The sequence below is a fragment of the Amycolatopsis thermoflava N1165 genome, from assembly GCF_000473265.1.
In the GTDB taxonomy this organism is placed as follows: domain Bacteria; phylum Actinomycetota; class Actinomycetes; order Mycobacteriales; family Pseudonocardiaceae; genus Amycolatopsis_E; species Amycolatopsis_E thermoflava.
In genome coordinates, this window is record NZ_KI421511.1 from 6,736,860 (window position 1) to 6,755,635 (window position 18,776).

The 18,776-nt window shown below is 71.1% G+C and carries 19 protein-coding genes; 9 read left to right on the forward strand and 10 right to left on the reverse strand.

What is annotated here, in order from left to right; all coding sequences use genetic code 11:
• Positions 1–41 precede the first annotated feature (41 nt).
• Entirely contained in the window at positions 42–353 is a 312-nt protein-coding gene (gene mihF, locus AMYTH_RS0133510) for an integration host factor, actinobacterial type (RefSeq protein ID WP_026153534.1), read from the forward strand.
• An 81-nt stretch (positions 354–434) separates the two neighbouring features.
• Positions 435–1,562: an isochorismate synthase gene (locus AMYTH_RS0133515; protein WP_027933894.1), complete on the forward strand. Its 1,128-nt coding sequence runs from the start codon at positions 435–437 to the stop codon at positions 1,560–1,562.
• On the opposite strand, the gene AMYTH_RS0133520 is transcribed toward AMYTH_RS0133515, so the two are convergent.
• On the reverse strand, positions 1,543–2,247 hold the full coding sequence (locus tag AMYTH_RS0133520; RefSeq protein WP_027933895.1) for a 4'-phosphopantetheinyl transferase family protein: 705 nt from the start codon (positions 2,245–2,247) through the stop codon (positions 1,543–1,545). The genes AMYTH_RS0133515 and AMYTH_RS0133520 overlap by 20 nt on opposite strands.
• Before the next feature lie 67 nt (positions 2,248–2,314).
• Here AMYTH_RS0133520 and AMYTH_RS0133525 point away from each other — a divergent pair, with 67 nt between their 5' ends.
• Together AMYTH_RS0133525 and AMYTH_RS0133530 are read left to right on the forward strand one after the other, a co-directional pair.
• A complete protein-coding gene (locus AMYTH_RS0133525) occupies positions 2,315–3,160 on the forward strand; it encodes an alpha/beta fold hydrolase (RefSeq protein ID WP_027933896.1) in 846 nt (281 codons plus the stop codon).
• Between the two features lie 33 nt (positions 3,161–3,193).
• A complete protein-coding gene (locus AMYTH_RS0133530; RefSeq protein ID WP_027933897.1) occupies positions 3,194–4,363 on the forward strand; it encodes an acyl-CoA dehydrogenase family protein in 1,170 nt (389 codons plus the stop codon).
• A 64-nt stretch (positions 4,364–4,427) separates the two neighbouring features.
• Here AMYTH_RS0133530 and AMYTH_RS0133535 read toward each other — a convergent pair whose 3' ends face one another.
• The 8 genes from AMYTH_RS0133535 to AMYTH_RS0133570 form a co-directional block, all read right to left on the reverse strand.
• On the reverse strand, positions 4,428–4,757 hold the full coding sequence (locus tag AMYTH_RS0133535; RefSeq protein WP_026153533.1) for a hypothetical protein: 330 nt from the start codon (positions 4,755–4,757) through the stop codon (positions 4,428–4,430).
• Between the two features lie 43 nt (positions 4,758–4,800).
• Complete coding sequence (locus tag AMYTH_RS0133540) at positions 4,801–5,442, reverse strand: TetR/AcrR family transcriptional regulator (protein ID WP_037322891.1); 642 nt, start codon at positions 5,440–5,442, stop codon at positions 4,801–4,803.
• A complete protein-coding gene (locus tag AMYTH_RS0133545; protein ID WP_027933899.1) occupies positions 5,433–6,920 on the reverse strand; it encodes an AMP-binding protein in 1,488 nt (495 codons plus the stop codon). The genes AMYTH_RS0133540 and AMYTH_RS0133545 overlap by 10 nt, the downstream gene beginning before the upstream one ends.
• Complete coding sequence (locus tag AMYTH_RS0133550) at positions 6,917–7,624, reverse strand: enoyl-CoA hydratase/isomerase family protein (RefSeq protein WP_027933900.1); 708 nt, start codon at positions 7,622–7,624, stop codon at positions 6,917–6,919. The genes AMYTH_RS0133545 and AMYTH_RS0133550 overlap by 4 nt, the downstream gene beginning before the upstream one ends.
• A gap of 1,091 nt (positions 7,625–8,715) precedes the next feature.
• Positions 8,716–9,462, reverse strand: coding sequence for an ESX secretion-associated protein EspG (locus AMYTH_RS0133555; RefSeq protein WP_027933901.1), 747 nt, complete (start codon positions 9,460–9,462; stop codon positions 8,716–8,718).
• A 4-nt stretch (positions 9,463–9,466) separates the two neighbouring features.
• Positions 9,467–10,711, reverse strand: coding sequence for a hypothetical protein (locus AMYTH_RS0133560; RefSeq protein WP_228685056.1), 1,245 nt, complete (start codon positions 10,709–10,711; stop codon positions 9,467–9,469).
• A 41-nt stretch (positions 10,712–10,752) separates the two neighbouring features.
• Complete coding sequence (locus AMYTH_RS0133565) at positions 10,753–11,376, reverse strand: DUF3558 domain-containing protein (RefSeq protein ID WP_084022726.1); 624 nt, start codon at positions 11,374–11,376, stop codon at positions 10,753–10,755.
• Positions 11,377–11,384: 8 nt separating this feature from the next.
• Positions 11,385–11,789: a flagellar protein FliT gene (locus AMYTH_RS0133570; RefSeq protein WP_037322893.1), complete on the reverse strand. Its 405-nt coding sequence runs from the start codon at positions 11,787–11,789 to the stop codon at positions 11,385–11,387.
• A gap of 103 nt (positions 11,790–11,892) precedes the next feature.
• Between AMYTH_RS0133570 and AMYTH_RS0133575 the strand changes: the two genes are divergently transcribed.
• The 5 genes from AMYTH_RS0133575 to AMYTH_RS0133595 all read left to right on the forward strand — a co-directional run bounded on the left by AMYTH_RS0133575 (position 11,893) and on the right by AMYTH_RS0133595 (position 15,855).
• Complete coding sequence (locus AMYTH_RS0133575; RefSeq protein WP_027933905.1) at positions 11,893–12,336, forward strand: GNAT family N-acetyltransferase; 444 nt, start codon at positions 11,893–11,895, stop codon at positions 12,334–12,336.
• A 43-nt stretch (positions 12,337–12,379) separates the two neighbouring features.
• Complete coding sequence (locus AMYTH_RS0133580) at positions 12,380–13,066, forward strand: metal-dependent transcriptional regulator (RefSeq protein WP_020416828.1); 687 nt, start codon at positions 12,380–12,382, stop codon at positions 13,064–13,066.
• An 80-nt stretch (positions 13,067–13,146) separates the two neighbouring features.
• Positions 13,147–13,959, forward strand: a complete 813-nt coding sequence (locus tag AMYTH_RS0133585) for an LLM class flavin-dependent oxidoreductase (RefSeq protein ID WP_027933906.1) — start codon at positions 13,147–13,149, stop codon at positions 13,957–13,959.
• A 19-nt stretch (positions 13,960–13,978) separates the two neighbouring features.
• On the forward strand, positions 13,979–15,019 hold the full coding sequence (locus AMYTH_RS0133590) for a zinc-dependent alcohol dehydrogenase family protein (RefSeq protein ID WP_027933907.1): 1,041 nt from the start codon (positions 13,979–13,981) through the stop codon (positions 15,017–15,019).
• Positions 15,016–15,855, forward strand: coding sequence for a MurR/RpiR family transcriptional regulator (locus AMYTH_RS0133595; protein ID WP_027933908.1), 840 nt, complete (start codon positions 15,016–15,018; stop codon positions 15,853–15,855). Before AMYTH_RS0133590 ends, AMYTH_RS0133595 begins: the two co-directional genes overlap by 4 nt.
• A gap of 57 nt (positions 15,856–15,912) precedes the next feature.
• On the opposite strand, the gene AMYTH_RS0133600 is transcribed toward AMYTH_RS0133595, so the two are convergent.
• Positions 15,913–18,666, reverse strand: coding sequence for a PQQ-dependent sugar dehydrogenase (locus AMYTH_RS0133600; RefSeq protein WP_157360703.1), 2,754 nt, complete (start codon positions 18,664–18,666; stop codon positions 15,913–15,915).
• Between the last annotated feature and the right edge of the window lie 110 nt (positions 18,667–18,776).

Here is an 18,776-nt window from a genome sequence, read left to right on the forward strand (position 1 = left end):
GCCGCGAGAGCGGATATCCGACACACGGAAGGACTACTACGTTGGCTCTGCCCACGTTGACCCCGGAGCAGCGTGCGGAGGCCCTGGCCAAGGCGGCCGAGGCCCGGAAGGCTCGCTCCGAGCTGCTCGCGTCGATCAAGTCCGGTCAGCAGTCCATCGACACGGTGCTGTCGAAGGCCAAGGACGACAAGACGATCGGCAAGACCAAGGTCACCCAGCTGCTGAAGGCGGTTCCCGGGCTCGGCGCCGTCAAGGTGGCCGCGCTCCTGGAGAAGGCCGGGATCGACCCGGACCGGCGGGCCGGCGGACTCGGCGAGCGCCAGCGCGCGGCATTGATCGACGCCCTCAAGTAACCGTTTCCGCAGGTCGGCGGCGAAGTGTTGCGCCCGTGACACTTGCGCTCGCCGCCGCCTGAGCGGGAGCACAATGGGTGTGTGGATGCCAGGGAGACGCTCGAGGAGTACACGCCAGGCGACTTCTACTTCGCCACCTCACGGCACACGATCTTCGGGTCCGGCTCCCGGCTGACCTTCACCGGCACCGACGTGCCGGCACTCGGTGACGCGGTCCCGGCCGCTCTGGCCGGGACCCCGGGGTCGCTCGCGGTCGGTGTCCTGCCGTTCGACACCACCGCGACGCCCGGGCACCTCGTCGTGCCCGAGGCGGTCCAGGTGGCCGCCCCGGCGCACCCCGCGGCCGCCGATCTGCCGCGGATGACCGTGGACGGTCCGGACGTCGTCCGGGCCGTGCCCGAACCGGTCGACCACGCCGAGGCGGTCGCCCGCGCCGTCCGGGCCCTGTCCGACCGCGGTATGCGCAAGGTCGTGCTCGCCCGCGCCCTCGACCTGGAGTTCTCCGGCGAGGTGCCGGTCAAGGCCGTGCTGCACAACCTGGTCAAGGACAACCCGCACGGCTACACGTTCGCCGCGGCCCTGCCCGGCGGGCGGTCCCTCATCGGCGCGACGCCGGAGCTGCTGCTGTCCCGCAGCGGGCGCCGCGTCGTGTCGCACCCGCACGCCGGGTCCGCGCCGCGCTCGGCCGACCCGGTCACCGACCGGGAGAACGCCGAACGGCTGGCGGCCTCGCGCAAGGACCACGTCGAGCACGCGGTCCTGACCGAGGCGATCGTCGAGACGCTGCGGCCGTTCTGCCGTGACCTGCACGTGCCGCGGACCCCGTCGCTCGTGTCGACGCCCACGATGTGGCACCTGAGCACCATGGTGACGGGCGAGCTGACCGACCCGGACGTGACGGCGCTGCACCTGGCCGGTGCGCTGCACCCGACGCCCGCCATCTGCGGCTCGCCTACCGAGGACGCCCGGCAGCTGGTCGGCGAACTGGAGCCGTTCGACCGCGGGTACTACGCCGGAACGGTCGGCTGGATGGACGCCAACGGCGACGGCGAATGGGCGGTGTCGATCCGCTGCGCCGAGGTGTCCGCGTCGCGGTTGCGGTTGTACGCCGGCGGGGGGATCGTGCCGGCGTCCGACCCGAAGGCCGAGCTGGACGAGACGTCCGCGAAGTTCCAGACGCTGCTGCGGGCTATGGGCTTGGAGCTGTAGGGCTCCACCAGCGCTCGGTGACCTTCAACTCGTCGTCGCTCAGTACGGCGATCGCCGCGCGGTAGCCCTCGCCCGGGTCCAGGTCGGCCAGCCTGGCGCGCGCCGGGTCCAGCGCCGGATCCGCGGACGCGACCAGGCGGGGCGGTTCGCCAGGGCCGGCCAGCGTGATGCTCCGCAGCGGGATCTTCAGCCCGCGCCCGGTGGCCTTCATCAGCGCCTCCTTGCCGGTCCAGTACCGGAAGAACGCGGCCACCCGCTCGACGTCGGTGAGGCCGTCCAGCGCGGCCACCTCCGTCTCGTTCAGCGCGTAGGCGATCAGCGAGTCCTCGGCGCGGCGGGTGGCCGTCTCGACGTCGAGGCCCACCGGAACGCCGCTGGTCACGGCGACCCCGATCCGCTCGCCGGAGTGCGAGATGGACAGGTCGAACCCGGCGTCCGGCACCCGCGGCCTGCCGTGGGGCTTGCCGCAGTCGTCGCAGGTCGCGTCGAAGGACACGTCGTCGGGTGCGCGGCCGAGCAGGTCGGCGGCGACCGTCTTGGCCAGCACCCGACCGGTGAGGAACCGCCGCTGGTCGATCTCCTTCCGGTAGCCGCCGTGCCTGCCGCGCTCCACGTCGTCCAGCAGGTCGAGGTACCGGGGCTCGTTCGGCAGCGGAACCGCCCACCACACCGCGCACTCGATCACGCCCCCAAACCTACGCGGTGCGCGAACACGGGCGCGAACAGCGGATCTCCGCCCTACGTTGACCACCATGAACGTGGTTCGCGTCAACGGGGCAGACCTGGTCTACGACGAGGCGGGCGCAGGCCCGCCGGTGGTCTTCGTGCACGCCGGAGCGGCCGACCGGCGCATGTGGGCCGCACAGTTCGACGGGCTCGCCGGCACCCATCGGGTGATCCGCTACGACCAGCGCGGCTTCGGTGAGTCCGCGGACGCGGCCGGCGACCACTGCCACTACGAGGACCTCCTCGGGCTGATGGACGCGCTCGGCGTCGACCGGGCGGCCCTGGTCGGCTGCTCGATGGGCGGGTCGTACGCGCTGGAGGCCGCGCTCGCGGCGCCGGACCGGGTGAGCGGCCTGGTGCTGATCTGCTCGGGGCTGTCCGGCCACGAGTGGCCGGAGTCGATGCGCGCCCGTGCCGCCCGCGACGTGCACAGCGCGGTGCCCGCCGAGCGGCTGCGCGCCTACGCGGCGCGGACCCGCGAGCCCGACCCGGCCGACGTCGAGGCGATGGCGCTGGCCCAGGCGCGGTTCCTGGTGCCGGAACCGTCCGAGCTCGTCCTCGACATGCTCCGCGACGTCTTCCGGCGGACCTGGACCGGGCCGCAGCGGACCGAACGGCATTTGGAACCGGGCCCCGCCGGCCAGCTGGGCGAGGTGGTGGCACCCACGCTGGTGGTCAACGGCCTCCTCGACGTGCCGGAGATCCAGGAGGTGTCCGGCCTGCTCAGCACGGGTATCGCCGGAGCACGGCGGCTCGACCTGCCGGACGCCGGTCACCTCCCGCCGGTCGAGCGGCCGGACCGGGTCACGGCCGCGCTGCGCGGGTTCCTCACCGAACTCCATTCCGGGAACGGGCCGCGTGCGCTAGCCTGACAGGTAAGCAAGCGCTTAGTAGGAGGGCCGACGATGGACTTCAGCTTGAGCACCGAAGAGCGGGAAGTGCGCGACTGGGTGCGCACGTTCGTGCAGCGTGAGCTGATGCCGCTCGAACAGGAGGTGCTGCGCCGCGAACGCCGCGGCGAACCCGGCCTCACCTCGGACGAGCTGACCGCGCTGCAGCTCAAGGCGAAGGAGTCCGGCTTCTGGGGCGTGCAGACCCCGGAGGAGTACGGCGGCATGGGCCTGTCGGCCGTGATGACCGCGCTGCTGGAGGCCGAGCTCGGCCGCACCTTCGTGCCCTTCCGCTTCGGCGGCGCGGCGGACAACATCCTGTTCCACGCCAACGACGAGCAGAAGGAGCGCTACCTGCTCCCGACGATCTCCGGCGAGCGCAAGTCGTGCTTCGCGATCACCGAGCCGGGCGCCGGCTCCGACGCGAAGAACATCCGCACCTCGGCCCGCAAGGACGGCGCGGACTGGATCATCAACGGCGAGAAGACGTTCATCACCGGCGGCAACGAGGCCGACTTCGTGATGGTGTTCGCGGTCACCGACCCGGAGAAGGGCGCGGGCGGCGGCGTCACCTGCTTCCTCGTGGACCGGGACATGGGCTGGAAGTCCGAGCCGATCGACACCATGGGCGAGTGGGGCCCGGCGTCGCTGGTGTTCGACAACGTGCGCGTCCCGGAGAGCCAGATCCTCGGCGAGGAGGGCCAGGGCTTCGCGCTGGCGATGCAGTGGATCGGCCGCGGCCGCTACCTGCTGCCCGCCCGCGCGATCGGGTCGTGCGAGCGGCTCATTTCGATGGCGATCGAGCACGCCAACACGCGTGAGACGTTCGGGGCGCCGATCGCGACCCGGCAGGCGATCCAGTGGATGATCGCGGACTCCGGGGTGGAGCTGGAAGCGCTGCGCTGGCTGGTGCTGCACGCGGCCTGGCAGGTCGATTCCGGAATGGACTCCCGCCACGCGCAGTCGATCGCGAAGCTGTACGGCGGCATCAAGGCCAACGAGATCGTCGACCGCGTGCTGCAGATCCACGGTGGCATGGGCTACACGCGGGAGCTGCCGATCGAGCGGTGGTACCGCGAGCTGCGCCTGCTGCGCATCTACGAGGGCACGGACGAGATCCAGCGCCGCACGATCGCCCGGAACCTGTTGAAGGGGCACGTCAAGATCGGCGGCGCGCTGGGTTGAGAACAACCCTCAGGGCCGCCCCCGGAAAGTTCCGGAGGCGGCCCCGAGGGATCTGACAACTGACTCAGGATTCGTTGGCGGCGTCCCGCAGTGCGCGCGGCGCCCCGGCCAGGTCCTCCTCGTTGCAGAGGAGCTTCAGGTCGTAGTACGGCGCGCCTTCGCGGTCGTCGTAGTCGAGGTGGATGGAGACCACATCCACCGGCTCGCCCAGCCACTCCTGTGCCGACCTGAGCCAGTGCGCGCAGCGCTCGAGCGCGGTGGGCAGGTCGTCGTCACGGAACTGGACGGGGCGGTAGGGCACATCGTGTACATGATCCTGAGGGTGGGACGGTGCAGGGAGGCCCAGTGCGAGACCCTGCTCATCCAATTCCAGTTGGATCGTTCGCTCAGTCACCCTTCGAGGGTCCCTCAGCCCGGCCGAGTCGGCAAGACCCCAGCTAGGGCCGTATGCGCCACACCTCGGCGGCGACCTCCCGGGCCCGTTCGGCACCCTGCTCGCCGGGGAGCGCCGGGCTTCCCAGCATGCGCAGCGCGAGCTGGGCATATCGGGCGGCGAGGCGGTCCAGCGGCAGTGGACCGCGTGGTGAGTACCAGCGGGCGACGCCGGTGCACATCTCCAGCAGGGCGAGCCTGGTCACGGCCGGTTCCGGGGCGTCGAACACGCCCGCCGAGACGCCCTTGCCGATGGTGTCGGCCCAGATCGCTTCGTACTCGTCCCGCAGCGCCACGATCCGCCGCCGCGCGGGCCGGGACAGGGCGCTGACCTCGTTGTCCACCACGCGGGTCTCGTCCGGCTGGGCGGCGTGGGCCATGACGTGCAGGGTGACCAGGGCGGACAGCGCGTCGGCCGGGTCGTCGACGGTGTCCAGCGCCCGGCGCGCGGCCAGCAGGAGCCGGTCCAGGCACTCCCGCATGATGTCGACGAGCAGGTCCTCCTTGGTGCCCATGTAGTGGTAGAGGCTCGCGCTGGAGATCCTGGCGGCCTGGGCCAGGTCGCGGATGCCGGTGCCGTGGAACCCCTTGGCGGCGAACAGCTTGACCGCGGCGCGGCGGACGCGTTGCTCGGTGGTCAGAGCCATGTGCCCGCCACCCGGTCGTAGGTCGGGGTGTCGAGGGCGGCGAGCTTGCCCTTCGCGATGCGTTCCGACGGGGTGCGCGGCAGGTCCGCGGTGAGCGACCAGTAGCGCGGGACCTTGAAGTAGGCCAGCTGGGACGCGCAGTGCTCGGCCAGCTCGTCCGGGCTGGTGTCCTTCGACGGCACGATGAAGGCTTTGACCTCTTCGCCGCGCAGGTCGTCGGGCACCGCGATGACGGCCGCCAGCGCGACGGCGGGGTGCAGCAGGAGGGCGCGCTCGACCTCGTCGGCCGAGATGTTCTCGCCGCTGCGGCGGATCATGTCCTTCGTGCGGCCCACGTAGTGGACCCGGCCCTCGGCGTCCATTGTGGCCAGGTCGCCGGTGTGGAACCAGCCGCCGCGGAAGGCGCGGGCGGTCGCCGCGGGGTCGTCGTGGTAGCCGTGCATGAGGCCGACGCCGCGGATGAGCAGTTCCCCGGTCCGGCCGCGCGGCACCGGCTTGCCGTCGTCGTCGGCGATCACCACCTCGCGCTCGCGGATGGGGCGGCCGATGCTGCCGCTGCCCGGCCGGTGGTCCTCTGGACGGTCGCGGATGTCGCCGCCCGTTTCGGTCATGCCGAACGCCTCGTACCAGGGCACGCCCCACCTGGCTTCGAGTTCGGCGTGCCGGTCGCGGGGGATGGCCGAGGCCATGACCGAGCGGACGCGGTGGCGTTTGTCGTCGGGGTGTGCGGGCTGGCGGAGCAGCAGCGTCGGCATGAGGCCGAGGCAGTAGAACCAGGTGACGCCGTGCTCGCGGACCTTCGCCCAGAAGGTGCTGGGGTGGAAGCGGTCGAGCACGACGAGCGTCGCGCCCGCGGCGAGGCCGGCCGCGACGTTCCACTGTGGATCGATGTAGTGGAACGGCTGGGCGGTGAGGATCGTGTCTTCCTCGGTCAGGTTGGGAAAGTCGTCGACGAGGCTGCGGGCGAGGGTGGTCCAGTAGCGGTGCGGCAGGACGCAGCCCTTGGGGGCGCCGGTGGTGCCGGAGGTGTACTGGATGTTGGTGGGCGCCTCGGCGGCCGGGTGGTGCTCGGGCGGTGCGCCGTCGGGCAGGTCGTCCGGGGTGCGGGTGGTGATGCCTATGCGGGTGAGCAGGCCGGCGAACTCCGGCGCGGCGATGGCGAGGCGGGTGCCGGAGTGGCGGATGACGTGGGCGCCGTCGAGTTCGCGGTAGTTCGTGTTGACGGGGACGAGGACGGCGCCGCGTTTGGCGAGGGCGAGCCAGAGCAGGGGGAAGGCGGGCTCGTTGCGCAGCATGACGGCGACGCGGTCACCGGGGTTGATGCCGAGCGCGGCTAGGCTGCCCGCGAGGCGGTCGGTTTCGCGGTCGATGTCGGCGAAGGTGAAGCGGGCGCCCGTCTCGTCGAAGAGCCACGCGGTTTTGCCCGGCCACTTCCGCGCGGCGCGTTTCGTGAGGGCGACCAGGTCGTCGGGGATCATGCGCGGCTGCCGAGTGCGTTGCCGGGCAGGTGCTCGGTGATCAGGGCGTGGCTGACCTCGAGTTCGAGGGCCTGTTCGAGGGCGCTGTCGATGCCCGCGTCGAGGGCGCGCTTGGCGAGGGTGGTGGCCGGGTGGGCGGGGATGCGGCGGGCCCAGTCGCGGGCCGTCTCGTGCACGTCGGGCACGACGGCGTTGACGAGGCCGAGCTCGTGGGCGGTGCGGGCGTCGACGCGTTCGCCGAGGAGGAGGAGTTCTTTCGCCTTGAGGGGCCCGACGATGAGGGGGAGGAGGCGGGACGCGGCGCCGGTGACGCTGAGGCCGAGGCTCGCCTCGGGGAACGCGAAGACGGCGTCCTCGGCGGCGAGCACGAGGTCACAGCCGAGCGCGAACTCCGCCCCGGCGCCGATGGCATACCCGTGCACGGCGGCGATGACCGGTTGCGGGATGGTGCGCAGACGGCGGGTCACTTCCTGGAGCCGTTCGATGCGCGCGCGGGAGTCGCCCTGCGGGTTCTCCTTCAGGTCGTGGCCCGCGCAGAAGGCCCGCCCCCGCCCGGCGAGCACGACGGCTTTGGTGTTGGCCGTCCGGTCCAGCGCGGAGAGCAGATCGTCGACAAGTTCCGGCGCGACGGCGTTCAGGCGATCCGGCCGGTTGAGCCAGATGTGCGCGACGCCTTCGTCGATCTCGAGGTCCACCGAGGTCATGGGAGGAGCTTAGGCGATCGATCGATCGATCGGCTATGGGTGAGGTGGGTGGCTTTGCTCTTCGGGCCTCGGCGACTGGTGATGTGGGATGCGTCCGTCGGCTGTGGGTGAGGCGGGAGGGCTTTGCTGTCCGTCCGTCGGCTGTGGGTGTGGCGGGAGGGCTTTGCTGTCCGTCCGTCGGCTGTGGGTGTGGTGGGAGGGCTTTGCTGTCCGTCCGTCGGCTGTGGGTGTGGTGGGAGGGCCTTGCTTTCCGTCCGTCGGCTGTGGGTGTGGTGGGAGGGCCTTGCTTTCCGTCCGTCGGCTGTGGGTGAGGTGGGAGGGCCTTGCTTTCCGTCCGTCGGCTGTGGGTGAGGCGGGAGGGCCTTGCTCTCCGTCCCTCGGCTACTGGTGGTGGGGATGGCTTTGCTGTCCGGGTCTTCCGCTGCTTTGGCTGGCGGGGCTGCTTCGCTTCGTTGTCCGCGGGCGTGCGCGCTGCCCGGCGGTGGTGCTCGGTGGTGCCGTTCGGCGGGTCTTCCGCCGCCTGGTCCTGCTTCGGCCGCAGGTGGTCCTGCTCCTTCGCCCGGTCCTGCTTCCGCCTGGTCCGCTCGGCCGCCCGGTCCTCGTTCCGCTCGGCCCCCGCCCGGTCGGGTCAGCCGCCCGCGCGGTCCGCTCGGCCGCCCGGTCCTCGTTCCGCCTGGTCCTGCTTCGGCCGCCCGGTCCTGCTTCCGCCGACGGTGGTCCCGCTTGTTTCGCTGCCGACCGGGCCTCTTCACGGTTCAGCTCTGCCGCGAGCGTGCTTGCGCTTGGCCTGCTCCTGCCTGGGCCTCCGTCTTCGGTCGGGCCCGGCTTCCACTGGGCTTCGCCCTCTTTTGGCTGCACTTGCGCCTGAACCCTCGAGCGGCATTCAGCGGCCGGCCCTCACCACCACCTGGCCCCTGCACGACTGTGCCTCTCGTGGCGTCACGAGGGTGCCACTCGTGCGATCGCGGCCGCTCCCGCCGCCTCACGCTCCGCGCTGGCCCTGGTCTGCCCTGGCCTGGCCCCCTGCCGCCTGCCCCGCCCCCGCTCCTGCGCGGCTGGGCCTCTCGCGCGGTCGCGAGTGGCCCCGCCGCTCAGTTCAGTTCGCGGCGCAGCTCGTCCAGGCGGTCGGCCACGTCGGTGGCGGTGGCGGGTGCGAAGTGGAGCAGCTGGTCGTCGTAGTGCGGTTTCGCCTGGACGGTCCACCGGCCTTCGGCGTTGTCGTAGACCCGGAGCGGGAAGCGCGGGTGCCGGGGCTGTCCGGTGTGGTCGCGGACCTCGGCGTGCAGCTCGGCGATGAAGTACGGCTCGAGCGAGGCCAGGTAGTCGGCGCGCATCACGGCGCGGCTGGGCCGGGTGCCGTTCAGCTCGGCCTGGCGTGCGCCGCGGACCTCGCTGCGCAGCACGGTCAGCGACGGCTCCGGGGATTTGCGCACGTCCTGGGGGAGGACGTCGGCGAGGACCTTGCTGAGCCGGTCGCGCTGGAAGGTCCGGACCGAGACCTCCTGCCCATCCCGCACCGCGACCACCCCGAACCGCTGGTCGGCGGCGACGAGGGTGGAGATGTTGACGCCCCGCGTGGTGTCCGACAGCCACCCGAACCGCGCCTCGGCGGGGGTGGTGAGCAGGCGCGCGAGGTCGGCGAAGGTCGGCTCGTCGCGGGTGGGCACGTGGAAGCGGGCGAGGGCGGCGTCGGCGGCGCGCCTGAAGGCGACGTCGGCGTCGTCGGGGCGCCACACGGCCTGCGGTGCGAGCGCGAGGTGCAGTTCGGCGCCGGTGACCTTGGCGACCATGGCCGCGAGGAGGTCGACCTGGAACCGTTCCGGTTCGGCGAACCACATGGCGTTACTGGCCGAGCACCGGCGGGGAGACGGTCATGCCCGTGACGGGGTCGACGGCCTTCTCGCCCTCCGCGGTGAGCTGGAAGTGCTCGTCTTCGTCCACGATGTACTTCCGCTGGTGCTCGCCGTCGTCCTCCCCCTTGCCGCGGTTGCCCGCGCCGGCGCCCATGGCGCCCGGACTGCCGGCGGCGCCACCCCGGCCGGCCGCACCGCCGCCGCGGCCGAACGACTCACCCGCCGCGGCGGGGTTCCCGGCGCCGAAGCGCTTGCCGTCGCTGAGGGGGTTGCCGCCGCTGCCGGGCCCGAAGCCGCCGGCGCGGCCTGCGCTGAAGCCGCCGCCACGGCCCGCGCCACCCGCGCTGAAGCCCCGCCCGGAGCCGACACCGCCCCGGCCCGCCCCGGCGCCTGGCCCACCTGCGGGGTTGGCGCCGCGATACCCCGCGGTGCTCCCGTAGCCGGGGACGCCATACGCGGTGGGATTGCCGTAGTTCCCGGTGCCCTGCTGGGGAGGGCTGTAGGACGCCGCCGCGGGCGGTGCGTAGGCCGCGTCGGAGGCGACGGTGCGCCCGTCGGCCGGGATCTGCCCTGTCGGGGCCTGGTAGGGCCCCGACAGGGACGAGGTGCCGCCGGTGACGCCACCGCCGCCTCGGGAGGCACCCCCAGCGCCCCCGAAGCGCGGACCGTCACTGGTCGGCTTGTTCTGGATGTCGACGCCGCCGCCCGGTTGGGCGCCCTGGGTGACCCCGAGCACGCCGGCGTCGAGGATGCCGTAGGTGGTCGGCATCTTCGCGCCGTTGTCGCCCGAGGTGGTCGACCAGGACTGCATGGCCTCGACGTTCTGCTTGGCGGCCGCGTTCGCCGCCGCCACCTTGACCATCTGGCTGAGGTCACCGTTCGAGTCGCCGATGATCTCTTTGAGCGCCGGAGGGGTCTGCGGAACCTCCGGCACCGGGACGACCTTGTTCTTGGTGTCGAAGAAGGCCTGACACTGGTTTCCGATGAGGCTGTGTGCCGTGCTCATGGCGCTGGCGGCCTCATTGTGGGAGTAGGCCAGCCTGCTGACGCTCAGCGACGCACTGTCAGAGGCCTGACCGGTCCAGCCATCAGTCATCGCTCCCGTGAGCGACGTGATCAACCTGCTGCGTATCTCGTACTTCTTCATCACTTCGCCCAGGTTGTCCTGGGATTCCTGAAGGTTCTCGGGCCCCGGTGCATCGCGGAAGTTGACGTATATCTGCTGCGCTGTCATTCCGCTGAGCGATGTGGTGCTACCCAGTACTGCACCGGTCATCAATGCCCCCCGGCCTTGATCGTCGAAATGATCCGTTCCGCCACATTCGATGCAGCCCTGCAGTTGTCCTTCTCGGCCTGTCCTGTGACGGCAACCGTCAGCAGCATCTCGTCATTGATCCCCACACCGAGGTCGCACCGACCCTGTGAACGTGTGTCCGCGACGTTGCTGAAGACGCCCGGGTAGCCACCCGTCGAGGTCGGCACGAAGTAGCCGCCTTCGAACAGTCCCGCCGCGTGCTGGTCGTATTCGTTCTGCAGCCCGTTCCGGGAGTCCGGCACCACGTACGAGACCTGAATCTTCCATTCGAGATTGGCGCCGAACTTCCAGTCGCAACCCTTCAGGCCGCCGGCGGTGACCCTGGTTTCTTTCCCTTCGCCTTCGATACCGAGGTCGCTGAGCTGCTCAGCGCTGAGGCTCTCGCACGGGTGATCCACGAGACCGGCGGGGTCAAGTGGGTCTGCGACCTGGGGTGCTCGCTCCCCCTGCGCCGCTGGAGAGGTCGACGACGCGCTACCGCTACTTGGAGTTGTCCCAGTCGCTCCGCCGTCTGAGCAAGCAGCCACGCCGAGTAGCGCAATGCTCAGCAGGGTGATACCCGCCAGTGTCCTGATCTTGGTCACTTGTTCCCCTACTGGTAGAGCCCGCGGTCGTCGCCGGTGTCAGGAGCACCCTGCAGGCCTCGTCGGGTCTCCTCGTCCTGAGCCTGGTAAGTGCCGTTCGCCTTTCTCAGGGTATCGACCCACGCCTGAGCGTAACTACGCAAGCTCGCATTGTGTTCGATGGCCGCCTGAATGGATGCACGGATTTGCTGCGCGTTGTTCGCAGCTGGCGGATCAGCAGAGGGCGGAGTCGCGAGTCGCAGGGCGGCCCGCAACTGCTCCTGGTCGTCGTCGATCCCGTCCCGGAGCTCCTCCCACTTCGGGATCAGCTCGGCGATCTGGTCGGGGTCGAAGCGGTACCCGGCGCCTCCCACGGCGCTCAGGCCCGCGCCCACCGTCGGCCCCATCGGGGCCTGCCCGTTGCCCTCGGTCATCTGTTCCCTACCCCCTGTGCGGAACGCAGTTCAAGGTGAGGTTAGCGCGACCGGATCACCCACGGCGTCCGGTTGGTCGAAATCGCCGCATAGCATGAGTCACATGCCGGTACGAGAAGCCGAGGTCAGGGACGCCGACGAGATCTGCGCGCTCATCGAGGAGCACGCCCGCTACGAGGGCAACGACACGCTCACCCTCGACCGCGCCGAGATGACCAAGCACCTGTTCGGTCCGGAGCCCAAGGCGTGGGTCCTCATCGCGGAACCGCCCGATTCCGACACCGTCGCGGGGATGGCCTTCTGCTCCTGGAACTTCTCCACCTGGGAGGGGCGCCCGGGGATCTGGCTGGACGACCTGTACGTCCGCCCCGAGTACCGCCGCCACGGGCTGGGCAACGAACTGCTCGCCGCGCTGCGGGCGCGCACCGATGGGCGCGTCGAGTGGGACATGCAGGAGGGCAACGAGCGTGCTGCGGCCTTTTACGCCCAGCTCGGCGCCCAGCCGGTGCCGGGCTGGGTCCGCTACCGCTGGTCCCCGGGGAGTTAGGCAAGGCTGACTCCCGCCGGGGGCCGCACGTAGAGTTATTAGCATGCCTGACAGTCCGCACCGCTCGTCCTCCTCGTCGATCGAGGACTACATCCGGGTCATCTACGGCCTGGTCGAGCGCGGTGAGGCCGTCACCAACACGACCCTGGCCGGCCGCCTCGAGGTGAGTCCCTCGTCGGCGTCCGGCATGGTCACCAAGCTCGCCCAGCAGGGCCTCGTCGAGCACGTCCCCTACCGCGGCATCGAGCTGACCCCCGAAGGCCGCCGCCTCGCGCGGGGCGTCCTGCGGCGCCACCGGCTCATCGAGACCTACCTGGTGCAGGAACTCGGCTACACCTGGGACGAGGTCCACGGCGAGGCCGACGCGCTCGAACACGCCGTCTCCGACCGGCTCATCGAACGAATCGCGGCCAAGCTCGGCAACCCGGTCCGCGACCCGCACGGCGACCCCATCCCGGCCGCCGACGGCAGCGTCGAGGAGGTCCCGACCCGCCTGCTCGACGAGATGGAGCCGGGCGCGGTCGGGCAGATCGTGCGCGTGTGGGACACCGACCCGGACATGCTGCGCTACCTCGCCGACCACGCCATCGCCCTCGGCGAGCGGATCGAAGTGGTGGAGCGGCAACCGTTCGGCGGCTCGCTCGTGGTGAAGGTGGGCTCGGGCGCCGAAGCGGCGACCCACGCGCTCGGCAAGGAAATCGCGCAGGCGCTGAGCGTCGCCGTCTTCTGACGGTGCGCCTCCCGACGTAGGCGGCAAATCCGCCGACGAGCGGACGCGGTGACGAGCCCGACGGGGTCACCATCGACCGCATGACTGACAAACCCTTCCGCTTCGGCCTCGTCGCCGGGCAGATCACCCACCTCACCGACTGGACCGCCCTCGCCCGCCGCACCGAGGTCCAGGGCTTCGACACCCTCCTCTCGCCCGACCCGCTCGGCGGTCTGGACCCCTTCACCACCTTGTCCGCCGCCGCGGCCGTCACCACGGAGCTGCACGTCGGCACCTTCGTCGCCGTCGACGGGTTCCGCGACCGGCGGCTGCTGGCCTGGCAGGCGGAGAGCCTGCACCGGCTCACCGGCGGCCGCTTCGAACTCGGCCTCGGCACCGGCCGCCCTGGCGCGGAGAGCACCCTCCGGCGGCTCGGCCGCGAGTTCGGCACACCGAAGGAGCGGGTGGCGCACATCGCCGAAACCGTGCGGCACCTCAACGAGCAGGAGGTCCGCCCCAAACTCCTCCTCGCCGCGGGCGGCCCGAAGATGCTGGCCCTCGCCGGGCGGGAAGCCGACATCGCCACCATGGCCTGGCAGCCCCGCACCACCGAAACCGAAGCACGGGAACTGGTCCGCGCCGTCCAGGACGCCGCGCACGGCCGGGACGTCGAACTGGCCATGAACCTGCTCGCCGTCGGCGACGAACCCGCGCCGTGGCTGGAGCGCTACATCGGCACCACGATCGCGGACCTGGTCGCCCACGACTCCGTCAGCGTCCTGCCCGGCAGCGCGCAGCAGGCCGCCGACACCCTCCTGCGTCGCCGCGACGAGCTGGGCATCTCCTACGTCACCATCAACTCCGGCTACGCCGACCGCTTCGCCCCGATCGTGGAGCTGCTCAAGGGCCGCTGACGCCACGTAGGGTGTCGGGGTGCGCGCAGTCGTCTTCACCGAGTTCGGAGCCCCACCGCAGGTACGCGACGTGCCCGACCCGGCGCCCGCCCCGGACGGTGTGGTCGTCGCGGTCGAGGCGACCGGCGTGTGCCGCAGCGACTGGCACGGCTGGCGCGGCCACGACAGCGACATCACCCTCCCGCACGTGCCCGGCCACGAGCTCGCCGGCCGGATCGTCGCGACCGGTGACCGGGTGCGCCGCTGGTCACCCGGTGACCGCGTCACCGTCCCGTTCGTGTGCGCCTGCGGCGCGTGCGACCAGTGCGTCACCGGCAACCAGCAGATCTGCGTGAACCAGACCCAGCCCGGGTTCACGCACTGGGGATCGTTCGCCGAGCTGGTCGCGCTCGACCACGCCGACGTCAACCTCATCCGCCTGCCCGACAACCTCGGGTCCAGCACGGCCGCGGCGCTCGGCTGCCGTTTCGGCACCGCCTTCCGCGCCGTGCTGCGGCAGGGGCGGACGACCGCCGGCCAGTGGGTCGCCGTGCACGGCTGCGGCGGCGCGGGCATCTCGGCGGTCATGCTCGCCGTCGCCGCGGGCGCGCGGGTCGTTGCCGTCGACCTCTCACCCGAAGCCCTTGCGCTGGCGGCGAAACTCGGCGCGGAAGCCACTGTCGACGGCGGCCAGGACACCGCCGCCGCCATCCGTGACATCACCGGCGGCGGCGCGCACGTCTCCCTGGACTGCGTCGGCCTGCCGCAGACCTGCGCGGCGTCGGTGGCGAGCCTGCGGCCCCGTGGCAGGCACGTCCAGGTGGGGTTGATGCCGCCGGGGCAGGGGATCCCGCCGATCCCGATGCACCGCGTGATCGCCGACGAACTGGAGATCCTCGGCAGCCACGGCATCCAGGCCCACGAGTACCCGGAGATGCTGGCGATGGTCGAACGATCCACAATGGACCTCGACGCGCTGATCGGCCGTCGCATCACGCTGGACGAAGCACCGGCAGCGTTGATGGCGATGGACGACCCGGTCGGCGGAGCCGGCGTCACGGTCGTGGAGTTGCGCGTGTGAAGGCCCCAGGGAGCTACCAGGAGCTGGCGGAGCTGCTCCGGAGCCGGTTGCCGAAACTGGCCTCGGGGCAGTTGCGCCTCGCCCACCTGCTGCTCGCCGACCCGGAGGGCACGGCCTACCGCGGCATCTCGGAGGCCGCGCGGTTGCTGGAGATCCGCGAGTCGTCGGTGACGCGGTTCGCGAACTCCCTGGGGCTGCCGGGTTATCCGGACATCATGGAGCTGTGCCGCACCTGGGTGGCCGAGCAGGCCCAGGTTGCGCGGCGCACCGAGCACGCCGCCGAGGCGGAGCCGGGTGGCCTGCTCTCCGCGGTGCTGGAACAGGAACAGACGAACCTCTCGCGCACTTTCAGCCACCTGGAGCGGCCCTCGTGGCTGCGGGCCGTGGAACTGCTCGCGCGGGCGCCGCGGGTGCACGTGATGGGTCTGCGCGAGTGCCGGCCGGTGGCGGACCTGGCGGCGCAGCGGCTGGGCGAGGTCCTGCCCGCCGTGCACCGGCTCGGCGGCGGCTCGCTGCCGGACGAACTCAGGGAACTGTGCGAGGACGAGGTCCTGCTGGTGTTCTCGGTGCGCCGCTACGCCGCCGACACGGTCCGGGTCGCCGGGTACGCCAGGGAAACCGGGCTGCCGGTGGTCGCGTTGACGGACAACGCCGCGTCGCCGTTGGTGGAGTCAGCCGAGGTGGCACTGTTCGCGGAAACCAGCGGCGTCTCGCACAGCCGCTCGCTGACCGCGCTGACGGCGCTCACCCAGGCGCTGGTCACCGAGGTCGCGATCGAGCTCGGTGACCCGAAACCGGACCACCGCCTGCTCGACACCCTGCACTTCTACTACTGAGCAACGAAAAACCGCCCTCCCCGCACACGGCGGGGATGGCGGCCTCCGCACCGGAACTCAGTACCGGCGGTCGATCACGGTCCCGTTCGGGTACCACTGGATGTAGCCCCGCTGGAAGTTGTTCCGCCTGCCGCCGTCCGCGGCGAACTCACCCGTGGTCGGGTAGCCGAGATACGACGTCTCCCAGCCCAGGGCCGCCCACCGCGCCCGGATCGCGCCGTAGATCTCGTGCGCGCCCGTCGACGGCGAGAAGTAGATCGACGCCGCCTTATCGAAGTGGTTGTACCGGCCGATGCCGTCCGGCGTGATCAGCTCGTCGGTGGCCGGGTAGCCCATCGGGCCCGCCTCCCAGCCGGTCTGCTGCCACACCTGCCGGATCAGGCCCCAGATCGAGTGGGCGCCGTTGGCAGGCGTCCAGTAGATCGAGCCGTCCTTGCTGAAGTGGTTGTACCGGCCGATGCCGTCCGGCGTCACCAGCTCGTCGGTCGTCGGGTAGCCGAGCGGACCGGCCTCCCAGCCCTTCTCCGCCCACTTCTCGCGGATCACACCCCAGATGGCGTGCGTGCCGGTGTTCGGCGAGAAGTAGATCGACGCCGTCAGCGAGCCGGTCGTGCCGATGTAGTGGTTGTACTTGCCCACCCCGTCCGGCGTGGTCAGCTCATCGGTCGTGGGCGCGCCGAAGCGGGTGTGGCCACCCAGCTCCAGGTACTTGCCGAGGATCGCGCCGTGCACCTCGTGCACGCCGGTCTGCGCCGACCAGTACATCCGGCCGTTCTGGTACACCCGGTAGTTGACGTTGCCGTCCTGCACCTCGGGCGCGGTCGGGGCGCCGAGCAGCGTGCGCACGGCGGCGTCGCTGTTGTAGCGCTGGTCGATCGCCGTCGCGTAGGTCGCGGTCAGCGTCAGGTCCGAGGTGACCGTCAGCGTCCGCGTCCGGTTGGTCGACCCGTCCTCCCACGCGGAGAACTTGGACGCGCCGTCGGAGGCGGTTTCCGCGGCCACCACGTCGAGCGTGACGCCCTCGGTCACCAGCGCGGTGTTCACATTGCCCTCGGACGGGATCTGCAGCGACGCGGGCACGTTCGACTTCAGGGTCAGCCGGTGCTGGCGTGGCCAGGCCGTGTAGCTGGTGCTGGTGGACACGCCCGCGCTGTCGGTGGTCGTCGCCGTCAGGACCATCCGGGAGTCCGGGTGGTCGGTGAACGGGACGCTGAAGGTCGAGCCACTGGCGCCCACACCGGGGTGCGAGTGGCAGGTCTCCTCCTCCGGGCAGTGTAGCACGATGGAGGTCCAGTTGACCTGCAGGTCGCCGTCCTCGGCGTCGGTCGCGGTCGCGGCCAGCGACACCGGCTCGCCGATCGCGAAGTCCCGCGCGGACGGCTCGGTCAGCGTGATCACCGGCGTGTGGTTGGCCGGCGCGACGGTGAACGACGTGGTCCCGGCCTTGTTGAGCGGGTCGCGCACGGTCAGCGTCGCGGTGAACGGGCCGTCGGAGCTGTAGGTGTGCGTGGTGGTCACGCCGGTGCCGGTGGTGCCGTCGCCGAAGTCCCACGTGTAGGTGAGCGTGTCGCCGTCGTAGTCGGTCGACTCGGACGCGTCGAAGGTGACGGTGCGGGTCGCCGGGTCGCTGGTGGTCGTCGCCTTCGCCACCGGGGTCGTGTTGCCCGTGACGTAGCTCAGGCGGCGCAGCTTGCCCGTGTAGATGTCGGCGTAGACGACGTCGCCGTTGGGGGCCGCGGCGAATTTGACCGGACCGCCGATGTCGGTGGCCAGCGGCGGGTCCTGCGGCGCCTGGGTGAGGGTGCCCGCGGTGTTCCAGCGCGCGGTCCACAGCTTCTTGCCGACGTAGTCGCCGAAGAAGAACGCGCCCTGGTACTCGGCCGGGTAGCTGGATCCGGTGTAGACGAGGCCGGCGGTGATGCTGTTGCCCTGGTTGGAGGCGTCGCCGTGGTGGTACTCCCACAGCGGCGCGCTGTTGGTCACCGACGCGCAGCCGGGCAGGTCGGCGTAGCCGGGGGTGCGGTGGTTGCCCTCCCAGCACGGCCAGGCGTAGTTGCGGCCCGGCTGCACCAGGTCGAGCTCCTCCCACTCGTTCCAGCCGACGTCACCGACGACGGGCTGGCCGCTGCTGGGGTCGAGCGTGAACCGGAAGGGGCTGCGGAAGCCGCTCGCGAACACCTTGCTGCGGGTCGCCGTGGGGTTGGCCGCGTCGTAGTACGGGTTGGTCGGCACACCGCTGCCGTTGGCGTTGATGTGCAGGACCTTGCCGTTGAGGGCGTTGACGTCCAGGGTCTTCAGCGCGTTCTCGTCAACGCGCGTGTAGTCGGAGTTGTCGCCGATGGAGACCCACAGCGTGCCGTCGTCGGCCGCGATGAGACCGGTCATACCGTGCACATCGGAGCCGCCGGGCATGTCGATCAGCGTCTGCTCGCCGGTGATGCCGGTCGGGTCGGGCGAGCCGGTGACCGTCCACTTCGCCAGCCGCAGCGTGAACGACGTGCTGCCGGGCACCGAGCGGATCAGGTAGATCGCCTTCGAGGTGGCGTAGTCGGGCGCCACGGCCACACTGACGAGACCCAGGTCACCCTGGTTGCGCACGCTCAGGCTGCGCAGCGTCCGCGTGGTCGCGCCGTCGGCTGAGGTCCAGTTGAGCTTGCCGCTCTTGCCGGTGCTCAGGTAGCTGCCGTCGGGCAGGTAGGCGAAGTCGGTGAGGTCGTAGGCGTTCTGACCGGTCGGCTGGTCGAGCAGCACGAAGCCGGGCGGTGGCGCGGCGGCGGCCTGCGGGGCCGAGATCGCTGTGACCAGGCCCAACGTGATCAGCCCCGTCCCGATGAACGCGAGTAAGCGTTTGGCTAACCACCGAGAGTGCATGTATCCCCCTTCCAGGCGTACGACTTCTCTTCGCCTGAAAGGGGGATTTC